At 64.9% G+C, this 20,789-nt stretch carries 18 protein-coding genes, 1 tRNA gene and 3 pseudogenes; 8 read left to right on the top strand and 14 right to left on the bottom strand.

Annotated elements, in window-relative coordinates; all coding sequences use genetic code 11:
* Nucleotides 1-15: 15 nt before the first annotated feature.
* The 3 genes and pseudogenes from thiD to AArc1_RS16220 all read right to left on the bottom strand — a co-directional run.
* Nucleotides 16-810 (bottom strand): annotated as a pseudogene (gene thiD, locus AArc1_RS16230) (bifunctional hydroxymethylpyrimidine kinase/phosphomethylpyrimidine kinase); the annotation flags it as partial.
* Nucleotides 811-895: 85 nt separating this feature from the next.
* Nucleotides 896-1,399: a small multi-drug export protein gene (locus AArc1_RS16225; protein WP_117365352.1), complete on the bottom strand. Its 504-nt coding sequence runs from the start codon at nucleotides 1,397-1,399 to the stop codon at nucleotides 896-898.
* 91 nt (nucleotides 1,400-1,490) lie between these two features.
* Nucleotides 1,491-2,510, bottom strand: a complete 1,020-nt coding sequence (locus AArc1_RS16220) for an AIR synthase family protein (RefSeq protein ID WP_117365351.1) — start codon at nucleotides 2,508-2,510, stop codon at nucleotides 1,491-1,493.
* Between the two features lie 184 nt (nucleotides 2,511-2,694).
* Here AArc1_RS16220 and AArc1_RS16215 point away from each other — a divergent pair, with 184 nt between their 5' ends.
* Nucleotides 2,695-3,798, top strand: a complete 1,104-nt coding sequence (locus tag AArc1_RS16215) for a putative sulfate/molybdate transporter (protein WP_117365350.1) — start codon at nucleotides 2,695-2,697, stop codon at nucleotides 3,796-3,798.
* Nucleotides 3,799-3,907: 109 nt separating this feature from the next.
* On the opposite strand, the gene hmgA is transcribed toward AArc1_RS16215, so the two are convergent.
* Together hmgA and AArc1_RS16205 are read right to left on the bottom strand one after the other, a co-directional pair.
* Nucleotides 3,908-5,134, bottom strand: coding sequence for a hydroxymethylglutaryl-CoA reductase (NADPH) (hmgA, locus tag AArc1_RS16210; RefSeq protein WP_117365349.1), 1,227 nt, complete (start codon nucleotides 5,132-5,134; stop codon nucleotides 3,908-3,910).
* 52 nt (nucleotides 5,135-5,186) lie between these two features.
* Complete coding sequence (locus tag AArc1_RS16205) at nucleotides 5,187-5,603, bottom strand: hypothetical protein (protein WP_117365348.1); 417 nt, start codon at nucleotides 5,601-5,603, stop codon at nucleotides 5,187-5,189.
* An 83-nt stretch (nucleotides 5,604-5,686) separates the two neighbouring features.
* Between AArc1_RS16205 and AArc1_RS16200 the strand changes: the two genes are divergently transcribed.
* The 4 genes from AArc1_RS16200 (at nucleotide 5,687) to nadC (ending at nucleotide 10,981) form a co-directional block, all read left to right on the top strand.
* Nucleotides 5,687-7,243: an amidohydrolase gene (locus tag AArc1_RS16200; RefSeq protein WP_117365347.1), complete on the top strand. Its 1,557-nt coding sequence runs from the start codon at nucleotides 5,687-5,689 to the stop codon at nucleotides 7,241-7,243.
* Nucleotides 7,244-7,462: 219 nt separating this feature from the next.
* Nucleotides 7,463-8,596 (top strand): quinolinate synthase NadA, encoded by a 1,134-nt coding sequence (gene nadA / locus AArc1_RS16195; RefSeq protein WP_117365346.1) that lies wholly within the window; start codon nucleotides 7,463-7,465, stop codon nucleotides 8,594-8,596.
* Nucleotide 8,597: 1 nt separating this feature from the next.
* Nucleotides 8,598-10,163: an L-aspartate oxidase gene (locus AArc1_RS16190; protein ID WP_117365345.1), complete on the top strand. Its 1,566-nt coding sequence runs from the start codon at nucleotides 8,598-8,600 to the stop codon at nucleotides 10,161-10,163.
* A gap of 2 nt (nucleotides 10,164-10,165) precedes the next feature.
* Nucleotides 10,166-10,981 carry a carboxylating nicotinate-nucleotide diphosphorylase gene (gene nadC / locus AArc1_RS16185; protein WP_117365344.1) on the top strand — a complete coding sequence of 272 codons (816 nt, stop codon included), beginning with the start codon at nucleotides 10,166-10,168 and terminating at the stop codon, nucleotides 10,979-10,981.
* On the opposite strand, the gene AArc1_RS16180 is transcribed toward nadC, so the two are convergent.
* The 5 genes from AArc1_RS16180 to AArc1_RS16160 form a co-directional block, all read right to left on the bottom strand.
* Nucleotides 10,982-11,482: a GNAT family N-acetyltransferase gene (locus tag AArc1_RS16180; protein WP_161958302.1), complete on the bottom strand. Its 501-nt coding sequence runs from the start codon at nucleotides 11,480-11,482 to the stop codon at nucleotides 10,982-10,984.
* 315 nt (nucleotides 11,483-11,797) lie between these two features.
* Nucleotides 11,798-11,882: transfer RNA gene (locus AArc1_RS16175), tRNA-Leu, on the bottom strand.
* Between the two features lie 72 nt (nucleotides 11,883-11,954).
* The gene (locus AArc1_RS16170; protein ID WP_117365342.1) at nucleotides 11,955-12,911 is read right to left on the bottom strand and encodes an oxidoreductase; all 957 of its coding nucleotides are present in this window, start codon (nucleotides 12,909-12,911) and stop codon (nucleotides 11,955-11,957) included.
* Between the two features lie 144 nt (nucleotides 12,912-13,055).
* Entirely contained in the window at nucleotides 13,056-13,553 is a 498-nt protein-coding gene (locus tag AArc1_RS16165; RefSeq protein ID WP_117365341.1) for a peptidylprolyl isomerase, read from the bottom strand.
* A gap of 251 nt (nucleotides 13,554-13,804) precedes the next feature.
* Nucleotides 13,805-14,323, bottom strand: a complete 519-nt coding sequence (locus AArc1_RS16160) for a peptidylprolyl isomerase (RefSeq protein WP_117365340.1) — start codon at nucleotides 14,321-14,323, stop codon at nucleotides 13,805-13,807.
* 143 nt (nucleotides 14,324-14,466) lie between these two features.
* Between AArc1_RS16160 and AArc1_RS16155 the strand changes: the two genes are divergently transcribed.
* Complete coding sequence (locus AArc1_RS16155) at nucleotides 14,467-15,438, top strand: succinylglutamate desuccinylase/aspartoacylase family protein (protein ID WP_117365339.1); 972 nt, start codon at nucleotides 14,467-14,469, stop codon at nucleotides 15,436-15,438.
* 25 nt (nucleotides 15,439-15,463) lie between these two features.
* Here the strand turns inward: AArc1_RS16155 and AArc1_RS16150 are convergent, their stop codons facing one another.
* Both AArc1_RS16150 and AArc1_RS16145 read right to left on the bottom strand, forming a co-directional pair.
* A complete protein-coding gene (locus AArc1_RS16150; RefSeq protein WP_117365338.1) occupies nucleotides 15,464-16,225 on the bottom strand; it encodes an SDR family NAD(P)-dependent oxidoreductase in 762 nt (253 codons plus the stop codon).
* Between the two features lie 189 nt (nucleotides 16,226-16,414).
* Complete coding sequence (locus AArc1_RS16145; protein WP_117365337.1) at nucleotides 16,415-16,840, bottom strand: hypothetical protein; 426 nt, start codon at nucleotides 16,838-16,840, stop codon at nucleotides 16,415-16,417.
* Between the two features lie 410 nt (nucleotides 16,841-17,250).
* On the opposite strand from AArc1_RS16145, the gene AArc1_RS16140 reads away from it, so the two are divergent.
* Nucleotides 17,251-19,224: an archaea-specific SMC-related protein gene (locus tag AArc1_RS16140; protein WP_117365336.1), complete on the top strand. Its 1,974-nt coding sequence runs from the start codon at nucleotides 17,251-17,253 to the stop codon at nucleotides 19,222-19,224.
* Between the two features lie 65 nt (nucleotides 19,225-19,289).
* Here the strand turns inward: AArc1_RS16140 and rdfA are convergent, their stop codons facing one another.
* Both rdfA and AArc1_RS19160 read right to left on the bottom strand, forming a co-directional pair.
* On the bottom strand, nucleotides 19,290-19,919 hold the full coding sequence (gene rdfA / locus AArc1_RS16135) for a rod-determining factor RdfA (protein WP_117365335.1): 630 nt from the start codon (nucleotides 19,917-19,919) through the stop codon (nucleotides 19,290-19,292).
* A gap of 97 nt (nucleotides 19,920-20,016) precedes the next feature.
* A pseudogene (locus AArc1_RS19160) lies at nucleotides 20,017-20,307 on the bottom strand (hypothetical protein); the annotation flags it as partial.
* Here AArc1_RS19160 and AArc1_RS16130 point away from each other — a divergent pair.
* Nucleotides 20,308-20,516: pseudogene (locus AArc1_RS16130) on the top strand (acyl-CoA dehydrogenase family protein); the annotation flags it as partial.
* Between the last annotated feature and the right edge of the window lie 273 nt (nucleotides 20,517-20,789).

The raw sequence follows: 20,789 nt of genomic DNA, 5'->3' as shown, positions 1-20,789 counted from the left end.
TCCGTTCGACTACCGATCGACGCCGTGGTTGACCGCACCCGGCCCGTGCCCGACGTCGTAGTGGTGCTCGACCGCCCGGGCGAGGAAGTCCGTGGCCCCGCCGACGGCCCCCTCGAGATCCTCGCCGCGGGCCAGTCGTGCAGTGATAGCGGCGGCGAGCGTACAGCCGGAGCCGTGGGTCGCCTCGGTGTCGACGCGCTCGTGTTCGAACGTCGTCGTGCCCTCTGGGGTCACGAGGTGGTCGCGGACGGTCTCGCCGGGCACGTGGCCGCCTTTGACGAGCGCGGCGTCGGCCCCCAGCTCGAGCAGGGCCTCACCAGCGTCCCGTGCGCTCGCATCGTCTTCGACGGCGATGCCGGTCAGCACCTCGGCCTCGTCGGCGTTCGGGGTGACGAGCGCCGCCTCGGCGATCAGGGCCTCGTAGGCCGTTTCGGCGGCTTCGTCGAGCAGTCGATCACCGGTGGTCGCGACCATCACGGGGTCGACGACCAGCGGGAACGCAACGTTGCTGGCGCGCTCCGTGACGAGGTCGACGATCTCGGTGGTTGCGAGCATTCCCGTCTTCGCTGCGCCGACGTCGAAATCCCCGAGGACGGCCTCGAGCTGGGTGGCGACCTCCTCGGACGGCAGGACGAACGAGGATTCGACGCCGCGGGTGTGCTGGGCGGTCACGGCGGTGATCGTCGTGGTGCCGAAGACGTCGTGGGCGGCGAACGTCGCGAGGTCGGCCTGGATACCCGCACCGCCACCGGAATCGCTGCCCGCGATCGTCAGCGCGATGGGTCGGTGCTCGGGGGCTGGAGCTTTCATATGCTCGAATATTACGCGATTATACAAAGCGGTGATGGTCGAACATCGCGTCGGGAGCGACGGTCGATCGCCGACCCGTTCGGTCTTATGCGATTCCGAGCAGCGAGAGCCCGTACACCGAGGCGACGACGAAGACGACGGTCCAGACGCCGATGCTGACAGTGGTCCACCAGGCGACGGCTCGAGCCTTGCTCCCGGCGGCGAGTCCGACGAGTGCGGCGATATGGATGCCCGTAACGACCGGTCCCGCGAGGGCGAGTCCGGGCAGTCCGTACCGATCCCAGATTCGCCGGGCTCGAGCGCGTCCACCCACGCCGTCACCGTCGGCCGCCGTCCCACGTCGTCGGTGCCACCACGTTGCGAGTCGTTGCTGGAAGGCGACGAGTAACACGACCGAGGCGGTGTTGCCGGCGAACGCGGCGACGCCGGTCACGAGTGGATCGAGCCCGAGCCCGATCGCGATCGGGATGACGACGAAAATCTCGACGATCGGAATCGCGGCGAACAGCGCCACCAGCCCGTATTGAAGTAATCCCGACGTCTCCTCGAGTTGCGTGCCGACCTCGATGAATAGCTGTGTCGTCGTCATTCGTACGCTCCGTAGTCGCTGTGCCTGAACGCGAGGCGGACCGCGCTCGCTCGGTCGCAGACACTGTGCCTAGCCGAGCCGTCGCGAAGAATCATTCGGTTGCCAACTCTGCGTACGCATCCCACGACGGATCCACACCCGGATGCTCGAGTGGCTCGCCGTCGACGGAGACTCCCGGTGTCGATCCCGACGCGGACTCGACGCGGCCGACCTCGGCGACGACCGTCCCCCGGTCCTCGAGCGCGGCGACGACGTCGTCGGCCCCGTCGGGATCGACTGCGATCACGAGCGAGCCACAGCTCGTCGCTGCCCAGGGGTCGATCTCGAGGGACGCACAGACCTCGGCGACGCCGGGGCGCATCGGAACGGCCTCGCGGTCGATGGTAAAACCGACGCCCGCGCCGTCGGCCATCTCACACAGCGCGCCGGCGAGGCCGCCCTCGGTGACGTCGTGCATCGCCGTCACGGGACCCGCAGCGGCCGCCGTCAGCGCGTCCCGGACGCAGTACACCTCCTCCAGCCGGTCCTGGGCGTCGGCGACGACGTCGTCGGGAACCTCGAGCTGCTCGGGAAAGAGCGTACTCAGGAGTCCGACGGATTCGACCGCCGGGCCGGTCGTCAGGAGGAGTCGATCCCCCTCGCGTGCGCCGTCGGGGCGGACGATCTCGTCGTGGTCGCCGACGCCCATCGCGGTCGCGCCGCCGACCCATGGGTACGACGGGTCGGTGTACCGGGCCGTGTGGCCGGTGACGACGGCGACGCCGAGGTCCACACACTCGGTGTGAATCGTCTCCCAGACGGTGGCGAACTGCTCGTCGGTCAGCTCCTCGGGGAGCGTAAAACAGATCGAGAGGTGCGACGGCGCGATTCCGCTGACGGCGACGTCCGCGAGCACGAGATCGAGGGCAAATCGGGCGGCGCGCTCGAGGCCCAGCGGCGGGAGGATCGAGATGGGGTCGGTCGCCGTCACGAGGGCGCGGCCGTCGACGTCGACGACACCGAAGTCGACGCCGTGGGTTGGCTCGAGCGTGACGTCGTCCCGGTCGGCACCGAGTCGTGGGGCGATCGTCCGTTCGAAAACCGTCCGGTCGATCTTTCCGAGGTCGGTCATGGTGCACGACGGTTTCCGAGCCGTCTTAGGCGTGCTGATCACGGCTTCTCGTCGAGCCGGTCCACCACCCCTCGATGCGCTGTGAGTAGCTGCCTGTAATCGCGACCGTTCCCACGCGACTCTACCAGAAACCACCTTCGGTTTCTGCAAACAGTAATTAGTCTCGAGCAAATAATCTCACCAGATGGCGTACTCGTTCGGTTCTACGGCCGAAACAGGCCTCGAGTTCTCCACTCGAGAACTTACGGGTGCGCTAGGTGATTCGGTTACAGTCCTGCCGCTGATCGTGGCTCTTGCGATGACGACGAGCGTTTCGCTGCCCCACGTTCTGATCGGCTTCGGACTCTTCCAGATCGTCTGGGGGCTGTACTACGGGATGCCGTTGTCAGTCGAGCCGATGAAAGCCCTGGTTGGGCTCGCTATGGTTGGGGCCCTCTCGTATGCCGAACTCGCGGCGGCCGGGCTGCTTGCCGGCGGCGTCTTGCTCGTCGTTGGCCGACTCGGCCTCGTCGGTCGGCTTCAACGTGTCGTCGGCGAACCCGTCGTCAGAGGTGTCCAGTTCGCCGTTGCCCTGCTGTTGCTCGAGTCCGCCGTCGGCCTCTCGCTCGAGAACGTCTCCGTCGCCGTCGCCGGCTTCGCCGTCGTCGCCGGCTTCGCGCTCGTGGGACGCCAGCAGACCAGCGTGCTCGTCGTACTCGCCCTCGGCGGCGTCGCCGCCGTCGCGACGGCCGGCGTCCCCACGCCTCGCGTGCCCGAAGTCGCGCTGTTCCCCGCCGGTACGCCAACGCTGTCGACCGCCGCACTCGAGGGGACCGCCGCCCAGCTTGGGATGACCGTCGGGAACGCGGCCATCGCGACCGCCCTGTTGTGTGGCGACCTCTACGATCGGGACGTCTCGGCTGACTCGCTCTCACGGAGCATGGGCGTCACCTGCCTCGCGGCGGTTCCGATCGGCGGCGTCCCGATGTGTCACGGCAGCGGCGGGCTCGCGGGCAAGTACGCCTTCGGCGCGCGAACCGCCGGAGCGAACGTCCTGCTTGGCGTTGGCTACCTCGCACTCGCGCTGGTCGCCGCTGGCGCACTGCTCGCGGCGTTCCCGATGGCCCTGCTCGGCGTGTTGCTCGTGGTCGTCGCCCTCGAGCTCGGTCGGGCCGCGTTCGCCCGCGTCGACGACGGGCGCTCGTTCGCGCTCGTCGTCGGCGTCGGTGTCCTCGGACTTGCCGTCAACGTCGGTCTTGCGTTCGTTCTCGGCGCTATCGTGTTCTGGCTCCTCTCGCGAGACGAGTAGGCGTCGAATCGGTTCTCTCGCCTCCGGCTAACCGAGTACCAGCGATACGAACACTCAGCGGAACACTGTATCGAGGGCCGAGCAGCCGCCGTCGAACAGGTCCAACCAATTAGCGGCCGAGTTCTTCGTGGGCGCTGGCGAGGTGACGCGAGGAGAGGGCACCGAGCAAGGAGAGTTCGCCGGCGAGTGTACCGACGGCGATGACCTCCGCGAGGGCGTCGGCGTTCGAGCCGGCCGGATCGCCACCTCCTTGCAGGCCGAGGATCTCGAGCGCTTCGGCCTGAGTCGGCAGTTTCGTGCCGCCGCCGACGGTCCCGACCTCGAGGGAGGCGAGGGAAACGGCGGCATACAGGTCGTGTCCGCCGTCGTCGTTTGGCCGGGCGTCCATCGTCGTGATCGTGTTTGCGGCCTCGACGACCTGGGCTTCGTCCTGGCCGGTCGCGAGGAAGGCCGCGGCGACGACGTTCGCGGCGTGGGCGTTGAAGCCGAGCGCGCCGGCTTTGGCGCTGCCGGTGAGGTTCTTGCGGGTATTGGCCTCGACGATGGCCTCGGCCGTGGTGTGGAGTCGATCCTCGACGAGGTCGCCGGGAATAACGACGTCGGCCGTCACGGAGCGGCCACGACCTTCGACGGCGTTGATCGCGGCGGGTTTCTTGTCCGAACAGAGGTTGCCAGAGAGCGCGACGAGCGAGGCGGGGGTCTCCCGTTCGACGACCTCGCAGGCCTCGCCGGTGGCGATGGTGGCCATGTTCATCCCCATCGCGTCTTTGGTATCGTAGGCAAAGCGCAGGTAGACCGAGTCGCCGACCACGTAGGGTTCGACGCCCAGCAGTTCGCCGTGGCTGGTGGTCGCTTCGGCGGCCTCCCGAAGCGTCTCGAGGTTCTTCTCGACCCACTCGACCGTCTCGGCGGCCTCGGCGACGCCGTCGACGCGGAACACCGGCGCGCGCGTCATTCCGTTTTTCGTCACGCGGGCGGTTGCGCCACCCGCCGCGTCTATCACCGACAGCCCGCGGTTGACCGACGCCAACAGCGCGCCCTCGGTGGTCGCAAGCGGCAGGTAGTACTCGCCGTCGGCTGCACCGCCGTCGACGGTCGCGGGACCGACGACGCCCATCGGCACCTGGGCTGCGCCGATCATGTTCTCGATGTTGGGCTCGGCGGTCTCGGCCGGGAAGCCGTAATCGGCGATCGTCTCGAGGTCGACACCGGTCTCGCGTTCGACGACCAGCCGCCGGGCTTCGGCAGCAGTGTCGTGGTCGGCGTGTGCCTCGAGTTCGTGGATGCGAAGCTCGCCGTCGCGGACGCGGTCGGCGAGGTCGTCGGCGGTCGTCATGGATCAGCAGAGACAGCGCCCCGTCCTAAGGATTGCTGATTCTGGGCGACCGTCAGGTGCTCACGACCCTGCCGCGGTAGCCGGCGACGAACTCATAGCAGACGAGGCCGACGAGCGAGCCGACGGCGACGACGACGAGTACGGCGTGTTGGAGGGTCTCGAGGTCGGCGAGCAGCGCCGTCCCCTCGCTCCAGTCGACTGCGCCCGGTTCTGCGAACGTCAGCGCGAAAACGGCGCTCACGACGACGGCGAACCGGACCCGCGTTCGCGGCGAGATTTCCTCGTCGGTACGCGCGAGGTACAGTTGCGGACCGAGGACGGCCAGCCCGGCGAAGAGGACGAACGCGGCCAGCGGTTGGTCAGACAGCGCCAGTCCGAGTGTGTCCTCGGCTACCGGCAGGACGACCAACGCTATCGCGACCAGGAGGGCGATCGAGGCGCCGATGACACGATTTTCGCGGGAGAGCATACCGTTCGATCGGCCTACAGGTACATCGGCATTTCGCTCGAGCGAACCGAACGACTTTGCTGCTCGCGCGAGCCACCTCGAGTATGACTCAGGCTGCCGACCTGCTGTTGACGAACGCGGAAGTTCATACCCTCACGGAGCCCGATACCGTCCACGACGCGGTCGCGATCCGCGACGGCGAGATCGTCCGGGTCGGGCGGACCTATGAGATCCAGTTCCTCGAGGGCGTCGAAACCGACGTGATCGACTGTGATGGCCAGGTCGTCCTGCCAGGATTCATCGACGCACACACGCACGTCGAGAACCTCGGCCGATACCTGGTCCACGCGGACCTCTCAGGGGCGACCAGCGCCGATGAGTGCCTCGATCGGTTGGCCGCTCGAGCCGACGAGATCGACGACGAGTGGATCCAGGGCTTTGGGTACGACGAGAGCGAGTGGGACGACGCGGCGTATCTCACCCGCGAGGACCTCGATCTGGTCAGCGAGGAGCGTCCCGTCGTTGCGCTTCGAGTCGACATGCACGCCGCGTCGCTGAACTCGGTCGCACTCGAGCGTTTCGCCGACGACCTCCCCGAGGCGGACGTGCGTCGTGGTCCCGGCGGCGAGCCGACCGGGGTGGTCGTCGAAGACGCCGCCGAAACCGTTCGAAAGGGAATCGCGCCGGGATACGAGGAAACCCGAGCGCTAGTCACCGCCGGTCTCGAGTACGCCGTTGCACGCGGCGTGACCGGCGTTCACGACATGGTTCGCAACTCCAAAGCGCCGCGGGTCTACCGGGATCTCGACGCTGCGGGCGAGCTGCCGACACGGGTGCGGATCAACTACTGGGCCGACCACCTCGAGGCCGTCGCGGAGGTCGGATTGACGACGAACGCTGGCGGTGAGCTGGTTCGGACGGGCGCGATCAAGACCTACACCGACGGGAGTATCGGCGCTCGGACGGCGAAGCTACTCGAGCCATACGAACGCGACGGCGAGGGAGTCGACGACGCGAACACCGGTGAGTGGGTCGTCGATCCCGACGAACTTCGAGCCATCGTTGACCGGGCCGACGCCGACGCGTTCCAGGTGACTGCCCACGCCATCGGTGACGAAGCTATCGAGGAGACGATTACGGCACTCGAGCGAACCAGCGACCCCGCCGGATCGCGCCATCGGATCGAGCACGTCGAACTCGCAACCGACGACCACCTCGAGCGGATGGCCGCGGCAGGGATCGTCGCCTCGATGCAGCCGAACTTCCACCGCTGGGCCGACGAGGGCGGCCTCTACGACAATCGACTCGGCGACGACCGACGGCGGCGAACGAACCGATTCCGACGCGTCCTCGATGCGGACATTCCCCTCGCGTTCGGCTCCGACTGTATGCCGCTCGATCCCCTACTCGGGATCCACCACGCCGTCACCGCGCCGACCGACGACCAGCGGCTGTCGGTCACCGAGGCCCTGCGGGCGTACACTCACGGGGCGGCCTACGCTGGTTTCGACGAACATCGGCTTGGAACCGTCGAGGTCGGCAAGCGCGCGGATCTGGTCGTCCTCGAAACGTCCCCGTGGGAGGTCGACCGGATCGACGAGATCGACGTGATGGCGACCATCGTCGACGGCCAGCCGGTGTACGACCGACTCGAGGAGTAATCGTCCCTCGCCACCCGCGGTGTTTTCCCGCGGTGTTTTTTCCTGCGCTTCGATCGATAGCTCTCGCTCGAGACAGGTGTCGTTTCGCCGCCGCCGAGCAACCGATGTTCTGTTTTCGATGGGGCCATCACTCGATGGTACGCTGCCGAAATCGAGTATCGAAAGAAAAAGTTATTCGATAGCGGTCCGTGACGTGATGGTAACCACAGGTTCCGTGATATGGTCAAAATGGAAACCGCGGAGTTGGAAACCGATCTGAGTCTGTTCAAATACGACACCCTCGAGCAGCTCCCGAGGTCCTACCGGGGACTCGAGGAGGCCGAACGGACCGAACGCATCGAGGCGGCACTTGCCGAACTGGGTGACGACGTCGTCATCTTGGGCCACAACTACCAGCGCCGGGAGATCGTCGAGCACGCCGATTTCGTCGGGGACTCATATCAACTATCGCAACAGGCCGCCGAGGCGGACGCCGAGTACGTGGTCTTCGGCGGGGTGACGTTCATGGCCGAGAGCGCGGACATCATCACCGACGACGACCAGACGGTGATCCTCCCGTCGATGGAAGCGTCGTGTCCGATGGCCGGGATGGCCGAAGCGCTCCAGGTCGACGCCGCGTGGGCCGAACTCACTGATGCCGCCCCCGACGCCGAGATCATCCCGATCACGTACATGAACTCGTATGCCGACCTGAAAGCGTTCTGTGCGAGCCAGGGCGGTCTCGTTTGTACCTCCTCGAACGCGGCCGACGCGTTCGAGTGGGCCTTCGAGCGCGGTGATACGGTGTTGTTTCTGCCCGACAAGCACCTCGGGGAGAACACCGCCTACGAGCTGGGGCTGGAAGACGAACTCGCCACCTGGGACCCCTGGGATCCCGAGGGCAAAGACGGCGAGTCAGTCGCCGACGCCGACGTCATCCTCTGGGATGGCTACTGCCAGGTCCACGAGCGGTTCCGCGTCGAGCACATCGAGACGACTCGAACCGACCACCCCGAAGCCCAGGTCGTCGTCCACCCCGAGTGTCGCCGCGAGGTCGTCGAGGCCGCCGACGTCGTCGGCTCCACCGCAACCATCTGTGAGACCGTCGCCGAGGCCGATCCCGGCGAGACGTGGGCGATCGGCACCGAGATCCACCTCACCGAGCACCTCCAGCGCTGGCACCCCGAGGTCGAGGTCCTCCCGCTGTGTGGCGACGCCTGTATGGACTGCAACGCCATGCGCCAGATCGATCCGAACTACCTCACCTGGGTGCTCGAGGAACTCGTCGAGGGACGAGAACGCAACGTAATCGAGGTCGCACCACAGGAGAAAACACTCGCGAAGGTCGCACTCGACCGCATGCTCGAGATCTAAGATGACGGAGACACCAGCCCCATCGGCGTACGACACGGCGGACGTCCTCGTCGTCGGCAGCGGCATTGCAGGCTGTGCAGCCGCGTTAGCCGCCGCCCGCGAGGATGCCGAGGTTCGGTTGCTCACGAAAGCCACGCGCCCTGCTGATTCCAGCACTGACTGGGCCCAGGGCGGCATCTCCACCACCCGCGGAAACCCCGAGAGCCTCAAAACTGACATCCTCGAGGCCAGCGACGGGACGGCAGATCCGGACGCCATCGACGTCCTTCTCGAGGACGCCGACGACGCCGTATTCGACGTTCTCGTCGATACCCTCGGAATCGCGTTCGACGAAACCGACGACGGGGAACTCGACTACACGCGCGAGGCGGCCCACTCCGACCGGCGCATCCTCCACGTCGACGCCGCGACGGGCACCCACATCCTGCGGCCGTTTCTCACCTTCGTCGGCGACCACGACCGAATCGACGTCCACCAGGACACGGCCGCACTCGAGTTGCTCACCCACGAGGGTCGGGTCCACGGGGTCCTCAGCGACGAGGAACCGGGGGGCCGGCCGATCTACGCGGCGACGACGATCCTCGCCACCGGCGGCATCGGCGCGTGTTATACCCGGTCGACTAATCCCGACGGTGCGACCGGTGACGGCATCGCGATGGCCGCACTGGCGGGTGCCGACGTCGCCGATATGGAGTACGTCCAGTTCCATCCGACGGCGTACGCCGGGGGCGAAGCGCGAGGCGGCGGCGCTGCAGAACAGGACTCCTTCCTGCTCTCCGAAGCGCTGCGCGGCGAGGGGGCCCTCCTCAAAAACGGCGACGGCGACCGGTTCATGGACGACTACCACCCCAACGGCGAACTCGCACCACGGGACGTCGTCGCCCGCGCCGTCGGGACCGAGCGCGAGGCTACCGGCGAGGTCGTCCTCGACGTCTCCACCCTCGAGGGCGACTTCGAGGCCGACTTCCCGACGATCGCCGAGACCGTCCGCGAGCGCGGGAGCGACGGCGACGAGATTCCCGTCGCCCCCTGCCAACACTTCCTCTGTGGCGGGATCGACGTCGATTCGAGGGGACGAAGCACCCTCGATCGCCTCTACGCCGTCGGCGAGTGTGCCCGCACGGGCGTCCACGGGGCCAACCGATTGGCGAGCACCAGCCTCCTCGAGGGGCTCGTCTGGGGCTTGCGCGCCGGTAAAGACGCGGCGACGCGCGGGGCCGACCTCGAACTCGCCGAGGCCCCTGCCCTCCGGAACAGCGACCCAGCCCTCCCGCCGCGGTTTGCCGCCGAGAAGTTCACCCGGCTCCAGCGGACGATGGACGACTATCTGGGCCTCGAGCGTGACCCCGACGACATCGCCCGCGCGAGCGCCGTCCTCCGGCGACTCAAGGGGGAAGTCGACGCCTACATTCGTACGCGGACGGCTCGAGACCTCTACGAACTCCGAAATGCGAGCGTCACCGCGTTGCTGATCGCTCGAGCGGCGAGTGAGAATCCCGACTCGATTGGTTGTCACTACATCAAAAGCGAGCCCGAATCGGTGGCCGAACGGCCAGCGGACGACTGACGATGATCGAAACCACACAGGTCGAACGCTGGCTGCGCGAGGACATCGGCCACCACGACGTCACCAACCAGGTCCCCGGCAAAACGACCGGCCGTCTCGTCGCGAAAGAACCGGGCGTCGCCGCCGGCCTCGAGGCCGCCACCGCCGTCTTCGAATACCTCGGCGTTGACGTCCTCGAAACGCTCGAGCCGGGGACGACGCTCGAGTCGGGCGAGGAAGTCCTCCGCGTCGAGGGACCGGCCCGCGAGGTGCTTCGGGGCGAACGCGTCGCAGTAAACCTCGTCGGTCACGCCTCGGGTGTGGCGACCCGGACTCGAGCGGCGGTCGACGCCGCCAGCACGGTCGCCGACGACGTTCGGATCGCCGCAACCCGTAAGACGACGCCGGGACTCCGCGGCGTAGAGAAGCGGGCCGTCGTCGCGGGCGGCGGAGACACCCATCGGCTCGACCTCTCCCATATGGTGATGGTAAAGGACAACCACATCACGGAACTGGGTCTCGAGGAAGCGATTTCGCACTTTCAGGAGCGAACCTCGTTCGCGACGAAGGTCGAAGTCGAAGTCGAGACCGTCGCCGACGCCCCGAAGGCGGCCGCCGCCGGTGCCGACATCGTCTTGCTCGACAACATGACGCCCGCTGAAACTCGGGACGCGGTCTCCGCACTCGCCGAGTACGAAAGCGTTCTCTCAGAAGCCAGCGGGGGAATCACGCTCGAGGACGTCCCGGAGTACGCCACAACGGGCGTCGACGTCATCTCGATGGGGTCGCTCACCCACTCCGCACCATCGCTTGATCTGTCGTTCCGAACCGGCGACTGATTACGCCTGGGCCGGTCCCAGGCACTTCTCGAGCAGTACGATGCCGTATGCCACTGCGGGTTTGTCCGGGCAGTCGACCGTTCGATAGCCCCGTCGAGCGTACCACTCGAGCAAGAACGGGTGTTCGTCGAACGTCGCGAGTCGCAGGCGGTGCTCGCCGCGGTCGCTGGCGAGTCGTTCCGCCCGCTCGAGTAACTGCGCGGCGATCCCTTCCTGTCGCCGCTCGGGGACGACGGCGAGTCGTTCGACCGTCGGCGTCGCGTCCTCGAGTAAGCGAATCGTCCCGACGACCGATTCGGCTTCCGGGCCTACACCGGCTTCGACGGCCACGAGCGTTGCTCCATCGGCTTCGAGCCAGTCTGCGACGGTCTCGGCGTCGACGTCGGTTAGCCGGGTTCGGTAGCCACGCTCGGTGGCCGTCGCGTACGCCCGCCGGTAACAGCGGGCGATGTCGGTCGCATCGTCGGCGACCGCACGACGGATCTGCAGATCGAGGCTCACGACTGGACACAGGCGCTCGAGGCGCATAACCGTCTCGCGTACACATCGGGACTCGCCACGATACCGGCGCTCGAGGCGTCGATTGGTCGCTCACGCCGTTCGCAGACACGACTCTCACTGGCGCTCGAGTTGGTATGCGAGGGCTGGGATTCGAACCAGAGGGAGAGCAAAGCTCTCCCAACTCTCGATCGTTCGCTACGCTCACCCTCGAGACCACGGTCGGACGGTCTCGCTCACTGCGTTCGCGAGCATGCGGCCTCCCTGATTCGAATCCTGCGTTCGTATACACAGCTCTCACTGGCGCTCGAGTTGGTATGCGAGGGCTGGGATTCGAACCCAGGGACCTCTACAGGAGCGGGTCTTAAGCCCACCGCCGTTGGCCTGGCTTGGCTACCCTCGCACGGAATGCAAGCGATGGTTTGCTCTCGGTAGGAATGTGCGTTTCGATGTTCGCGTCGGTTCGTCGTCGCCCTCACGTCGCGTCCGTCGCGGGCTTTGGCTCGGGAAGGCCATAGCGAACGCCCGTAAACTCCCCCGAGACCGCCCACAACCGCTTGGCGCTTTCTCTGTCGTACGACGCGTCCGACGACGCCTGTCGCTCCGGCGTCCCACGCATACTCCCGAAGCCGCTTGGGCCGTAGTAGGCACCGCCCTCGACGTCCGCCGCGGTGGCCGCGTACAGCGTCGGTAATGCGCCTCGAGCCGCCGACTGAGCGAACACCGTGTTCGCCACTCGGCGGACGATCGTCTGGAACCAGCGTCCACGATCACCGATCCCGCGGAACTGTAACTGGGTATCGGCATAGCCCGGATGAACTGCGAGACTCATGGCGTTCACGTCGGCGGTTCGAAGTCGACGCTCGAGTTCGTAGGCGAACAGGACGTTCGCGAGTTTCGACTGGGCGTAGGCACCCCACCGATCGTACGATCGCTTGCCCTGGAGGTCGTCGAACTCGATCTCGCCGCGTTCGTGCATCCCGCTCGAAACCGTGACGATCCGAGCGGGAGGTTCGTCGTCGGCGCGCTCGAGGAGGGACTCGAGCAGGAGTCCCGTAAGCGCGAAGTGCCCGAGATGATTCACGCCGAATTGTGTCTCGAACCCGTCGTCGGTCTCCCGGCGCGGAATCGCCATCGTCCCGGCGTTGTTGACGAGGACGTCGATCGGTTCGGTGAGGTGGCCGGAGAACTCGCGGATCGACTCGAGGCTACTCAGATCACACGTTTCGACGCGAAGGTCGGCTGCGGGCACGTCCGCACGGATGTCTCGAGCTGCCCGTTCGCCACGGCCACGGTCTCGGCAAGCCATGACCACGCTTGCGCCGTTGCGTGCGAGTTCGCGGGTCGTCTCGAGGCCAATGCCGCTGTTAGCACCTGTCACGATGATCGTCTGACCGCGCTGGTTCGGGACGTCGGCGGCGGTAAAGCCCATATCTACGGCACAACGGCGAACGTCCTAAACCTGTAGCCAACGCTCGCGCGTGATCGTGACTCGAGCCGATCTGGATCGCCACCGCTCCGACCAAGCCGACCGTGTGTCGGGCGGTCGAGACGACGGATGCCGTGGCAGGCGGTCTCAGGCGTCGTGGACGGAAACCGATTCGAGCAGGATGTCTTCGGTGGGCCGATCGGCGTCGTCCGTCTCGACGCCCCCGATCTCGTGGACGACGTCCATGCCGTCGGTGACCCGTCCGAAGACCGAGTGGCGGTCGTCGAGGTGGGGCGTGGCCTCGAGCGTGATGAAAAACTGTGAGCCGTTCGTATCCGCCCCCGAGTTCGCCATCGAGAGTATTCCCGCGTCGTCGTGTCGCAGGTCGGGATGGAACTCGTCGTCGAACTGGTAGCCGGGGCCGCCGTGACCGGTGCCGAGCGGGTCGCCGGTCTGGATCATGAAGTCGTCGATGACGCGATGGAAGGGAACGTCGTCGTACAGCGGCTCGCCCTCGCGTTCGTCGCCGGTTTCGGGGTCAGTCCAGGTTCGATCGCCCGTGGCAAGTCCGACGAAGTTCTCGACGGTCCGGGGTGCTCGTTCGGCCTCGAGTTCGATGTCGATGTCGCCTTCGCTCGTATGCAACGTCGCGTGTCGGTGCTCCGGGTCGTCCGTCGTCTCTGTCCCGCTGGGTTGGTCGTCTTCGGAGGCTGGCTGGTCGTCGTCCGCGTCGGATCGCTGGTCATCGTTCCCGCTTCCGAGACAGCCGGCGAGGCCGACGCCGAGACTCGAGGCGGTCGCGACCAGGAGGGTTCGTCTGGATGGAATAATACCGGTCTGTGCGCACGACGGCAGAATAACGGTGTCGATCGAACCGATGCGGATCCGTCCGGTACTTACTCGTCGTGGACGGTGACCGACTCGAGCAGGATGTCCTGTTTCGGGCGGTCGTTGGCGTCAGTGTCGGTGCTCCCGATTTCACGGACGACGTCCATGCCGTCGGTGACCTTCCCGAAGACCGAGTGGCGGTCGTCGAGGTGAGGCGTGGCGTCGAGCGTAATGAAAAACTGCGAGCCGTTGGTGTTTGGCCCGGAGTTGGCCATGCTCAGGACTCCTGCGCCGTCGTGGCGGAGTTCGTCGTGGAACTCATCGTCGAACTGATAGCCGGGGCCGCCGCGGCCGGTGCCGGTCGGGTCCCCGCCCTGGATCATGAAGTCGTCGATGACACGGTGGAAAAGCACGTCGTCGTACAGCGGTTCGTCGGTGATGCGTTCGCCCGTCTCAGGGTCGGTCCACTCGCGCTCGCCGGTCGCGAGTCCGACGAAGTTGCCGACGGTTCGGGGTGCGCGGTCGTCGTAGAGTTCGACGTCGATGTCACCCTCGGTCGTGTGCAGGGTTGCAGTGAGGTCTCCCATACCCGCAGCGACGGCGGGGCGAGTGAAAACGGTAGTGGTCTCGTCCCGCCGGGCTGACACTGGTTCCCTTCGGCGGTATGCCAGTCGGTGGGTCGGCATTCGTTGCCCGCAGGTACATACGACCGGACGGTGAATCACTGGCCATGAGCGACGGGACACATTCGACAGAGAAGGTGGCCCTCGAAGTCCTCCCTTCGGGGATCACGTTGTCGACGACGGTTCACACGTACCGTGGAGCTGCAGACGGACCGACGCTCTACGTTCAGGCTGCCCAGCACGGCCGCGAGATCAACGGGACCGAGGCGTTACGCCGCTTTCACGATCGACTGCCGCTCGAGTCGCTCGCTGGGACCGTCATCGCGGTTCCCGTCGCGAACCCGCTCACCTTCGACCGCGTCTCCTATACCACGCCCGAAGCCATCGACAGCGTCAACCCCAACATGAATCGGGTCTGGCCCGGCGACGGCGAGGGAACGCTCCACCAGCGCATGGCCGCCCGTCTCTGGGAGTACGTCAAACGTGCCGACGCCGTCGTCGACCTCCATACCGGCAGCCCGAACATGCTCCCTCACGTCCTCTATCGTGAAACCGACACCCGCGCTCGAGCCCTCGCCTCAGCCTTTGGCACCGAGCTCCTCCTCGCGGAGGGGGCCGACGAGAACGCGTCCGAGGAGTGGCACCGACGCGGATTCGCCGGGAAGCTCCGTGTCGTCGCCGCCGAGGAGGGGATCCCGTCGATCACGCCCGAACTGGCCCACAACAAACAGATCGTCGAGTCAGCCGTCGAAATTGGCGTCGAGGGACTGCTCGACGTCTGTCGCCACCTCGAGATGCTCCCTGGCTCGCCCCCCGAGCGAACCCAGACGCTCGCTCGAAACCATCTCGGACAGGGTATCGCCACTGAATCGGGGCTCTTCCGACCGAAGCCGACACTCGAGGTCGGCGACGTCGTCTCCGAGGGCACGTCGCTCGGGACGGTGTACAATCCTCAGCAGTACGACCCGCTGCAGGAGGCTGTCGCCGACCGTGCGGGCGTCCTCTATGCACTCACTCAGGAAGCGACCGTGACCGCAGGCGACCAGCTCGCGAGTGTCGCGGTCGTCCTCGAGGAGTAGCCGGCTACGGCGGCCTCGTGACGTCTCAACAGGTCGAAAAACCGCCGTCGACGACCAGTCCGTGGCCGCTGACGAACGAGGCCTCTTCGCTCGACAGAAACACGATTGCGCTGGCGATCTCCTCGGGTTTTCCCAGTCGTTTGAGCGGATACTGCTCGGCCATCGCCTCACGGGCAGCCTCCGGGTCCTCTTGGATCGCGAGGTACTGCTCTAGCATCTGCGTCTCGGTGAACCCTGGACAGACGGCGTTCGCTCGGACGCCGTAGGGACCGGCTTCGGCGGCGATCGTCCGGGTCAGGTTCAACACGGCTGCTTTCGTCGTCGAATACACCGCCTGTTTGGGTAGTCCGAGGATACTCGCCAGCGAACCCACGTTGACGATCGAACCGTGGCCCTGATCTTTCATGTGCGGTAATGCGGCGTGACAACCGTTCCAGACGCCGTTGATGTTGACGTCGACGACGAAATCACGGATGCCGTCGTCGATCTCTTCGAGACTGCTACTCGGGTGGCCAGTTCCGGCGTTGTTGATCAGCACGTCGAGGCCATGGGTTGCAGCGACGTCGTCGATAACCTCGTGGACGCGATCGCTATCGGTCACGTCGAGGCGTCGATACTCTGCATCCCCACCTGCGGCGTCGATCGCGTCGACGGTCGTTTCACCGCCGTCGTCGTCGACGTCCGTCACGACGACGTGGGCCCCTTCGCTCGCACACCGTTCGGCCGTCTCTCGTCCGATCCCGGACGCCGCTCCCGTGATAAGCACTGTCTCGTCTTCGAGTCGCATACGTTCGTCATCACGCGACACACGTATAAATTCGTTCACCATTCGACTGCTGCACTGACCGACGTTTTGTATATGGCTGTCTTGAGCGAACGCTGGTAACCTCACAGCCGTTCAGCGGCGGGAGTCGCCGTCCAGGGGACCCCCTCGTGCGAGCCGACCCGGTCTAGCCGGTCGGTCAGGATCGTCGGCTCATCCGCATTTCTGATAGTCGCTCGAGCGAACGGTATCGGGGCGTTCGTCGATGTGCCGGTACGCCAGTAGCTCGCCGTCTTTGACCACCACGATCAGCAGGTCGCCCTCGTCGATCTCGTCGAACTCGTCGACAGATACGACCACCTGGTCGACCACTCGATCATCGTCCTCGAGCAGTAACACGACGTGCTCGCCATCGACGATTCGATCGACTGCGGCGACGTACCGTTCTGCACCGTCCGGTACGTCGTCTACGACACCGATTCTTCGGCCCGTGTCGCGCTGTTCGACGGTCGTTCGGTCTCTGGTCGAGCCCTCTCCAGACGACTGGGCACTGACAGCTGCTGCTGCCGGTATCGTTGCGACGAGCGTCCCAATCATCGTACAGACGGTCCGACGAGACGGAGCGGTTCGGTCCGACATACCCCCGTTGGCCCCCTCTTCGTATTTAAACTCTCGAGCAGCCGTATGCTGTGTGTCAGCGGGGGGTGCGTCTGCGCCTCCTCCACTTGAATATGTTGGAATGTAAAGACACTTCGGGATTATAAATAAACAACCATTATTTGGATTCGCCTCTCGACTCTGCGAGATTAGCTCACCCCGCAGTATTAGAGGCTCTACGGTCCTTTACTCGTTCTTCTATCGTGGCTGGCCAACGTTTGGATGCTCGTCCTGTCGAATGTGCTCGAAGCTATCTATTCAACATATTGTTTCTGTATCTGTACTGTCTATCGTCCAGCCCGTGTCGTTTCGGTTTCCGTTCGGTCGGCGACGTGGCAGGAGACGTCACTCCCTCCAAAGGTTTATCACTTCACTAGGAAGTAGTTCGACCAATGGCTACGCAGCACCCAGTCGCCCGAGAGGCGCGATTGCAGGCCCAAAACATCGGCGGTATCGACGAGACATCGGTCGAACTCGAGCCCGGTGTCACCGTTCTTGCGGGGCGAAATGCGACCAACCGGACGTCCCTTTTGCAAGCGTTTATGGCCGGACTCGGCGGTGAATCTGCCTCGCTGAAAGCCGACGCTGAAGCAGGCAGCGCCGAACTCGAACTGGGCGAGGAAACGTACCGGCGCACGCTGGAGCGAAACGGCGGCACCGTCGTGATGGGTGGCGAGCCCTACCTCGAGGATCCGGAACTGGCCGAACTCTTTGCGTTCTTGCTCGAGTCGAATCCGGCCAGGCGGGCGGTGACCACGGGCGACGACCTGCGCGAAATTATTCTTCGGCCGATCGACACCGACGAGATCGAGGCCGAAATCACGCTGCTCACGGCTGAGAAAGAGGACGTGGCGGACGAACTTGACCGACTAGAGTCATTGAAGGGCGAACTGCCAGCGCTCGAGCGCGAGCGGACTGACCTCGAGAACAAGATCGAGGACAAACGAGCCGAACTCGAGGAGATCACCGCGGAGATCGAGGCGGCCGAGACGCCCGACGACGAGCGCGAGGAGCGCGCCGAACTCGACGAGAAACTGACCACGCTACGAGAACGACGCTCCGACCTCGACGACGTCCGGTTCGACCTCGAGACCGAACGTGAGAGTCTCGACGCCCTCAGACAGGAACGCGACGATCTCGAGGACGATCTCGGGGAACTCCCCGAGCCCGGCTCGCTCGACCGAACCGACATCGACGAAGAGATCGACCGGCTCCAGCGACGATCGCAGTCGATCGACGGCGTCGTGAGTCAACTGCAGAGCATCGTCCAGTTCAACGAGGAGATGCTCGAGGGTGCACATCCCGAAATTCGGGAGCTGCTGGCAGACGATGCCGACGACTCGAGTGATGGTCAGGTCACCGACCGGCTGCTCGAGGACGAAGCGTCCGTCCAGTGTTGGACCTGTGGGAGCGAAGTGAACCGATCCGAGATCGAATCGACGATCGACCGGCTCCGGTCGCTTCAGGAGACGAAGCTCAGCGAGCGCGACGACCTCGAAGAGCGCATTCAAGAGCTTCGGTCGGAACGTCGTGAGATCGACCAGGCGCGCGACCAACGCGAACACATCGAACGTCGCCTCGCGGACGTCACCGACGAGATCGAACGACGCGAACGCCGTCTCGAGGATCTTTCGGACCGCCGTGAGGAGTTAGAAGGCGACATCGAGCGACTCGAAGCGGAGGCATCCGAACTCGAGGCGGAAGGTGACGACGACGAGAGAGACGAGGAGAGTCTCCTCGACCTCAACCGACGGGCCAACGAACTCGAGTTCTCGCTCGGCCGTCTCGAACGCGACCTCGAGACGACGATCGGCCGGATCGAGACGATCGAGTCGACACTCGACGATGAGGACCGCCTTCGTGACCGACGAGACGAGATCCGCGAGGAACTCGAAGAACTGCGGACTCGGATCGATCGTATCGAACGCGAGGCCGTTGATTCGTTCAACAAACACATGGACGCGGTTCTCGAGGTGCTCGAGTACGAGAACATCGAGCGCATCTGGATCGAACGGGTCGGTGAGACCGTCCGTGAAGGACGCCGGACGGTCGAACGAACTACGTTCGATCTCCATATCGTTCGGAGCACTGAGGATGGGCGGACCTACGAGGACACGATCGAGCATCTGAGCGAGAGCGAACGCGAGGTAACGGGTCTGATCTTCGCGCTTGCGGGCTACCTCGTCCACGAGGTGTACGACGTCGTCCCGTTCATGCTGCTGGACTCGCTCGAGGCACTCGATTCGAATCGGATCGCCGCCCTCGTGGAGTACTTCGAATCGTACACGGACTTTCTCGTCGTCGCGTTGCTCCCGGAGGACGCGGCGGCGATCGACGACGTTCACGACCGGATTTCAGAAATCTGAGGCCGCTCGACGGTGGCCAACCCATAACATTGGTACTGGTGTTATGGGTTCTGAACGATTCCAGTCTACGACGTTTCGCCGGACTCGAAACAATCACAGGTTCCGGACTCGAGTAGTCCGGTGATCTCGTACTGCTTTCCACACTCCTCACAGAGGACCTGAACGTCGACCAGAACGCGGTGTGGCCCGAGGTGTAGTTCGTCGGTCTTTCGCAGCCGCTGGAGTTTGTTCTCTGTGACCGTCCCCGTACGCCGCCGGAGTCCTTCGATGGTCTGTGCGGTCGACTCCCGGTTGATTCCGTCGGACGCAGACGGTGGGGAGACGCCCCGATGACCGACGAGATACGACCTGATCGCGCCGTAGGAAACGAACGTATCGGTGATCGCGTCCACGTCGAGGCCTTCGCGCTCGAGCCGGCGGCCGATCTGTGTTCGTTCGCCACGACTGCCCGTGTCGCCGGTGAGTATCGCGTACAGCCGTGAAACGTCTTCGGAGAGTACATCCACACTGGCTTCGGAAAGCGCCGCTCGAAGGAGTTGCTCGTTGAACCAGTCGGCCAGCGATCGAAGGCTCTCGCGGTCGTCCGGATGGCTCCAGCGGCGTTCGAGTTCGTCGCCGACTCCCTCGAGGTCGTACTGGTCGATGAGCCGGACGACTTTCGGTTTCGGGCCGGGACTGGCGTTCCCCTCGTCCATCGCCTGATCGTTCCCGCGAGGCGCCGAAGACTGTTTCGGTGACGGCCTGTCACACGCGAACGTTTCCGAGGCCGAAATCCGGTTTTGACGACCAGCGTCACTCGTAGGCTGTGATCCCGGTCAGATCTTCGTCGAGCACGAGCGTATTGCTGTCGTGGGCTCCCTCGTCGGTGTGGCCCGGCTCGAGGTTCGCCGTGTGGCACATCGGCGAGTAGTCAGTCATCATGCTGCGACTGCCGATCATCCCGCGAGCGATGCGGGCCTGTGTGAGACAGGACGGCGGCCCCTTCATCCCCGACTCCGGGAGCACGTTCTCCTCGGGAGCGTCGGCGTCATCGAAGTCGATCTCGTCCGTGACAGAGGCTCGCAGCGAGAACTTCTCGGTGAGGACGTCGCCGCGAAGTAGTCGAGTATGGCGAAGCTGTTCGCCTCTGAAATTTCGGTCGAGGTCGTCGACGAGGGTATCCAGTCTACGGTGGCTCGGGCTACGTGACCGACTACCCCGCCAAGCGTAACTACCGAGATGCCCGCATCACGAAGGTCTACGAGGGTACGAGCGAGATTCAGAAGAACATCATCGCAGATCGTATATCGTAGTTGCCATGAGTCGGTAAGCATCAGAATATGTTACTATCTCTGTCTACCTGAACGCTCACTTCTCGAGCACACGATTGGTTACTCGCTCGGCTTTGCGGCCGTTCCTTTCGTCTTTCGCACCTTCGTTCGATCAACCGATCTGGATGATACGATCGTCTGAAATCTACTCCCTCGAGACGAATGCGGCCTATTCCGATCGCTCAGTCTCGAAAGTTATATGTCTCATGTCATGTAGCATAATATCGTCATATATGTTTTATTTACTGCTATCTC

It is taken from the genome of Natrarchaeobaculum sulfurireducens (assembly GCF_003430825.1).
Lineage (GTDB): Archaea > Halobacteriota > Halobacteria > Halobacteriales > Natrialbaceae > Natrarchaeobaculum > Natrarchaeobaculum sulfurireducens.
The sequence above is the reverse complement of the archived record's forward strand: the minus strand, read 5'-3'. Positions and strand labels throughout refer to the sequence as shown.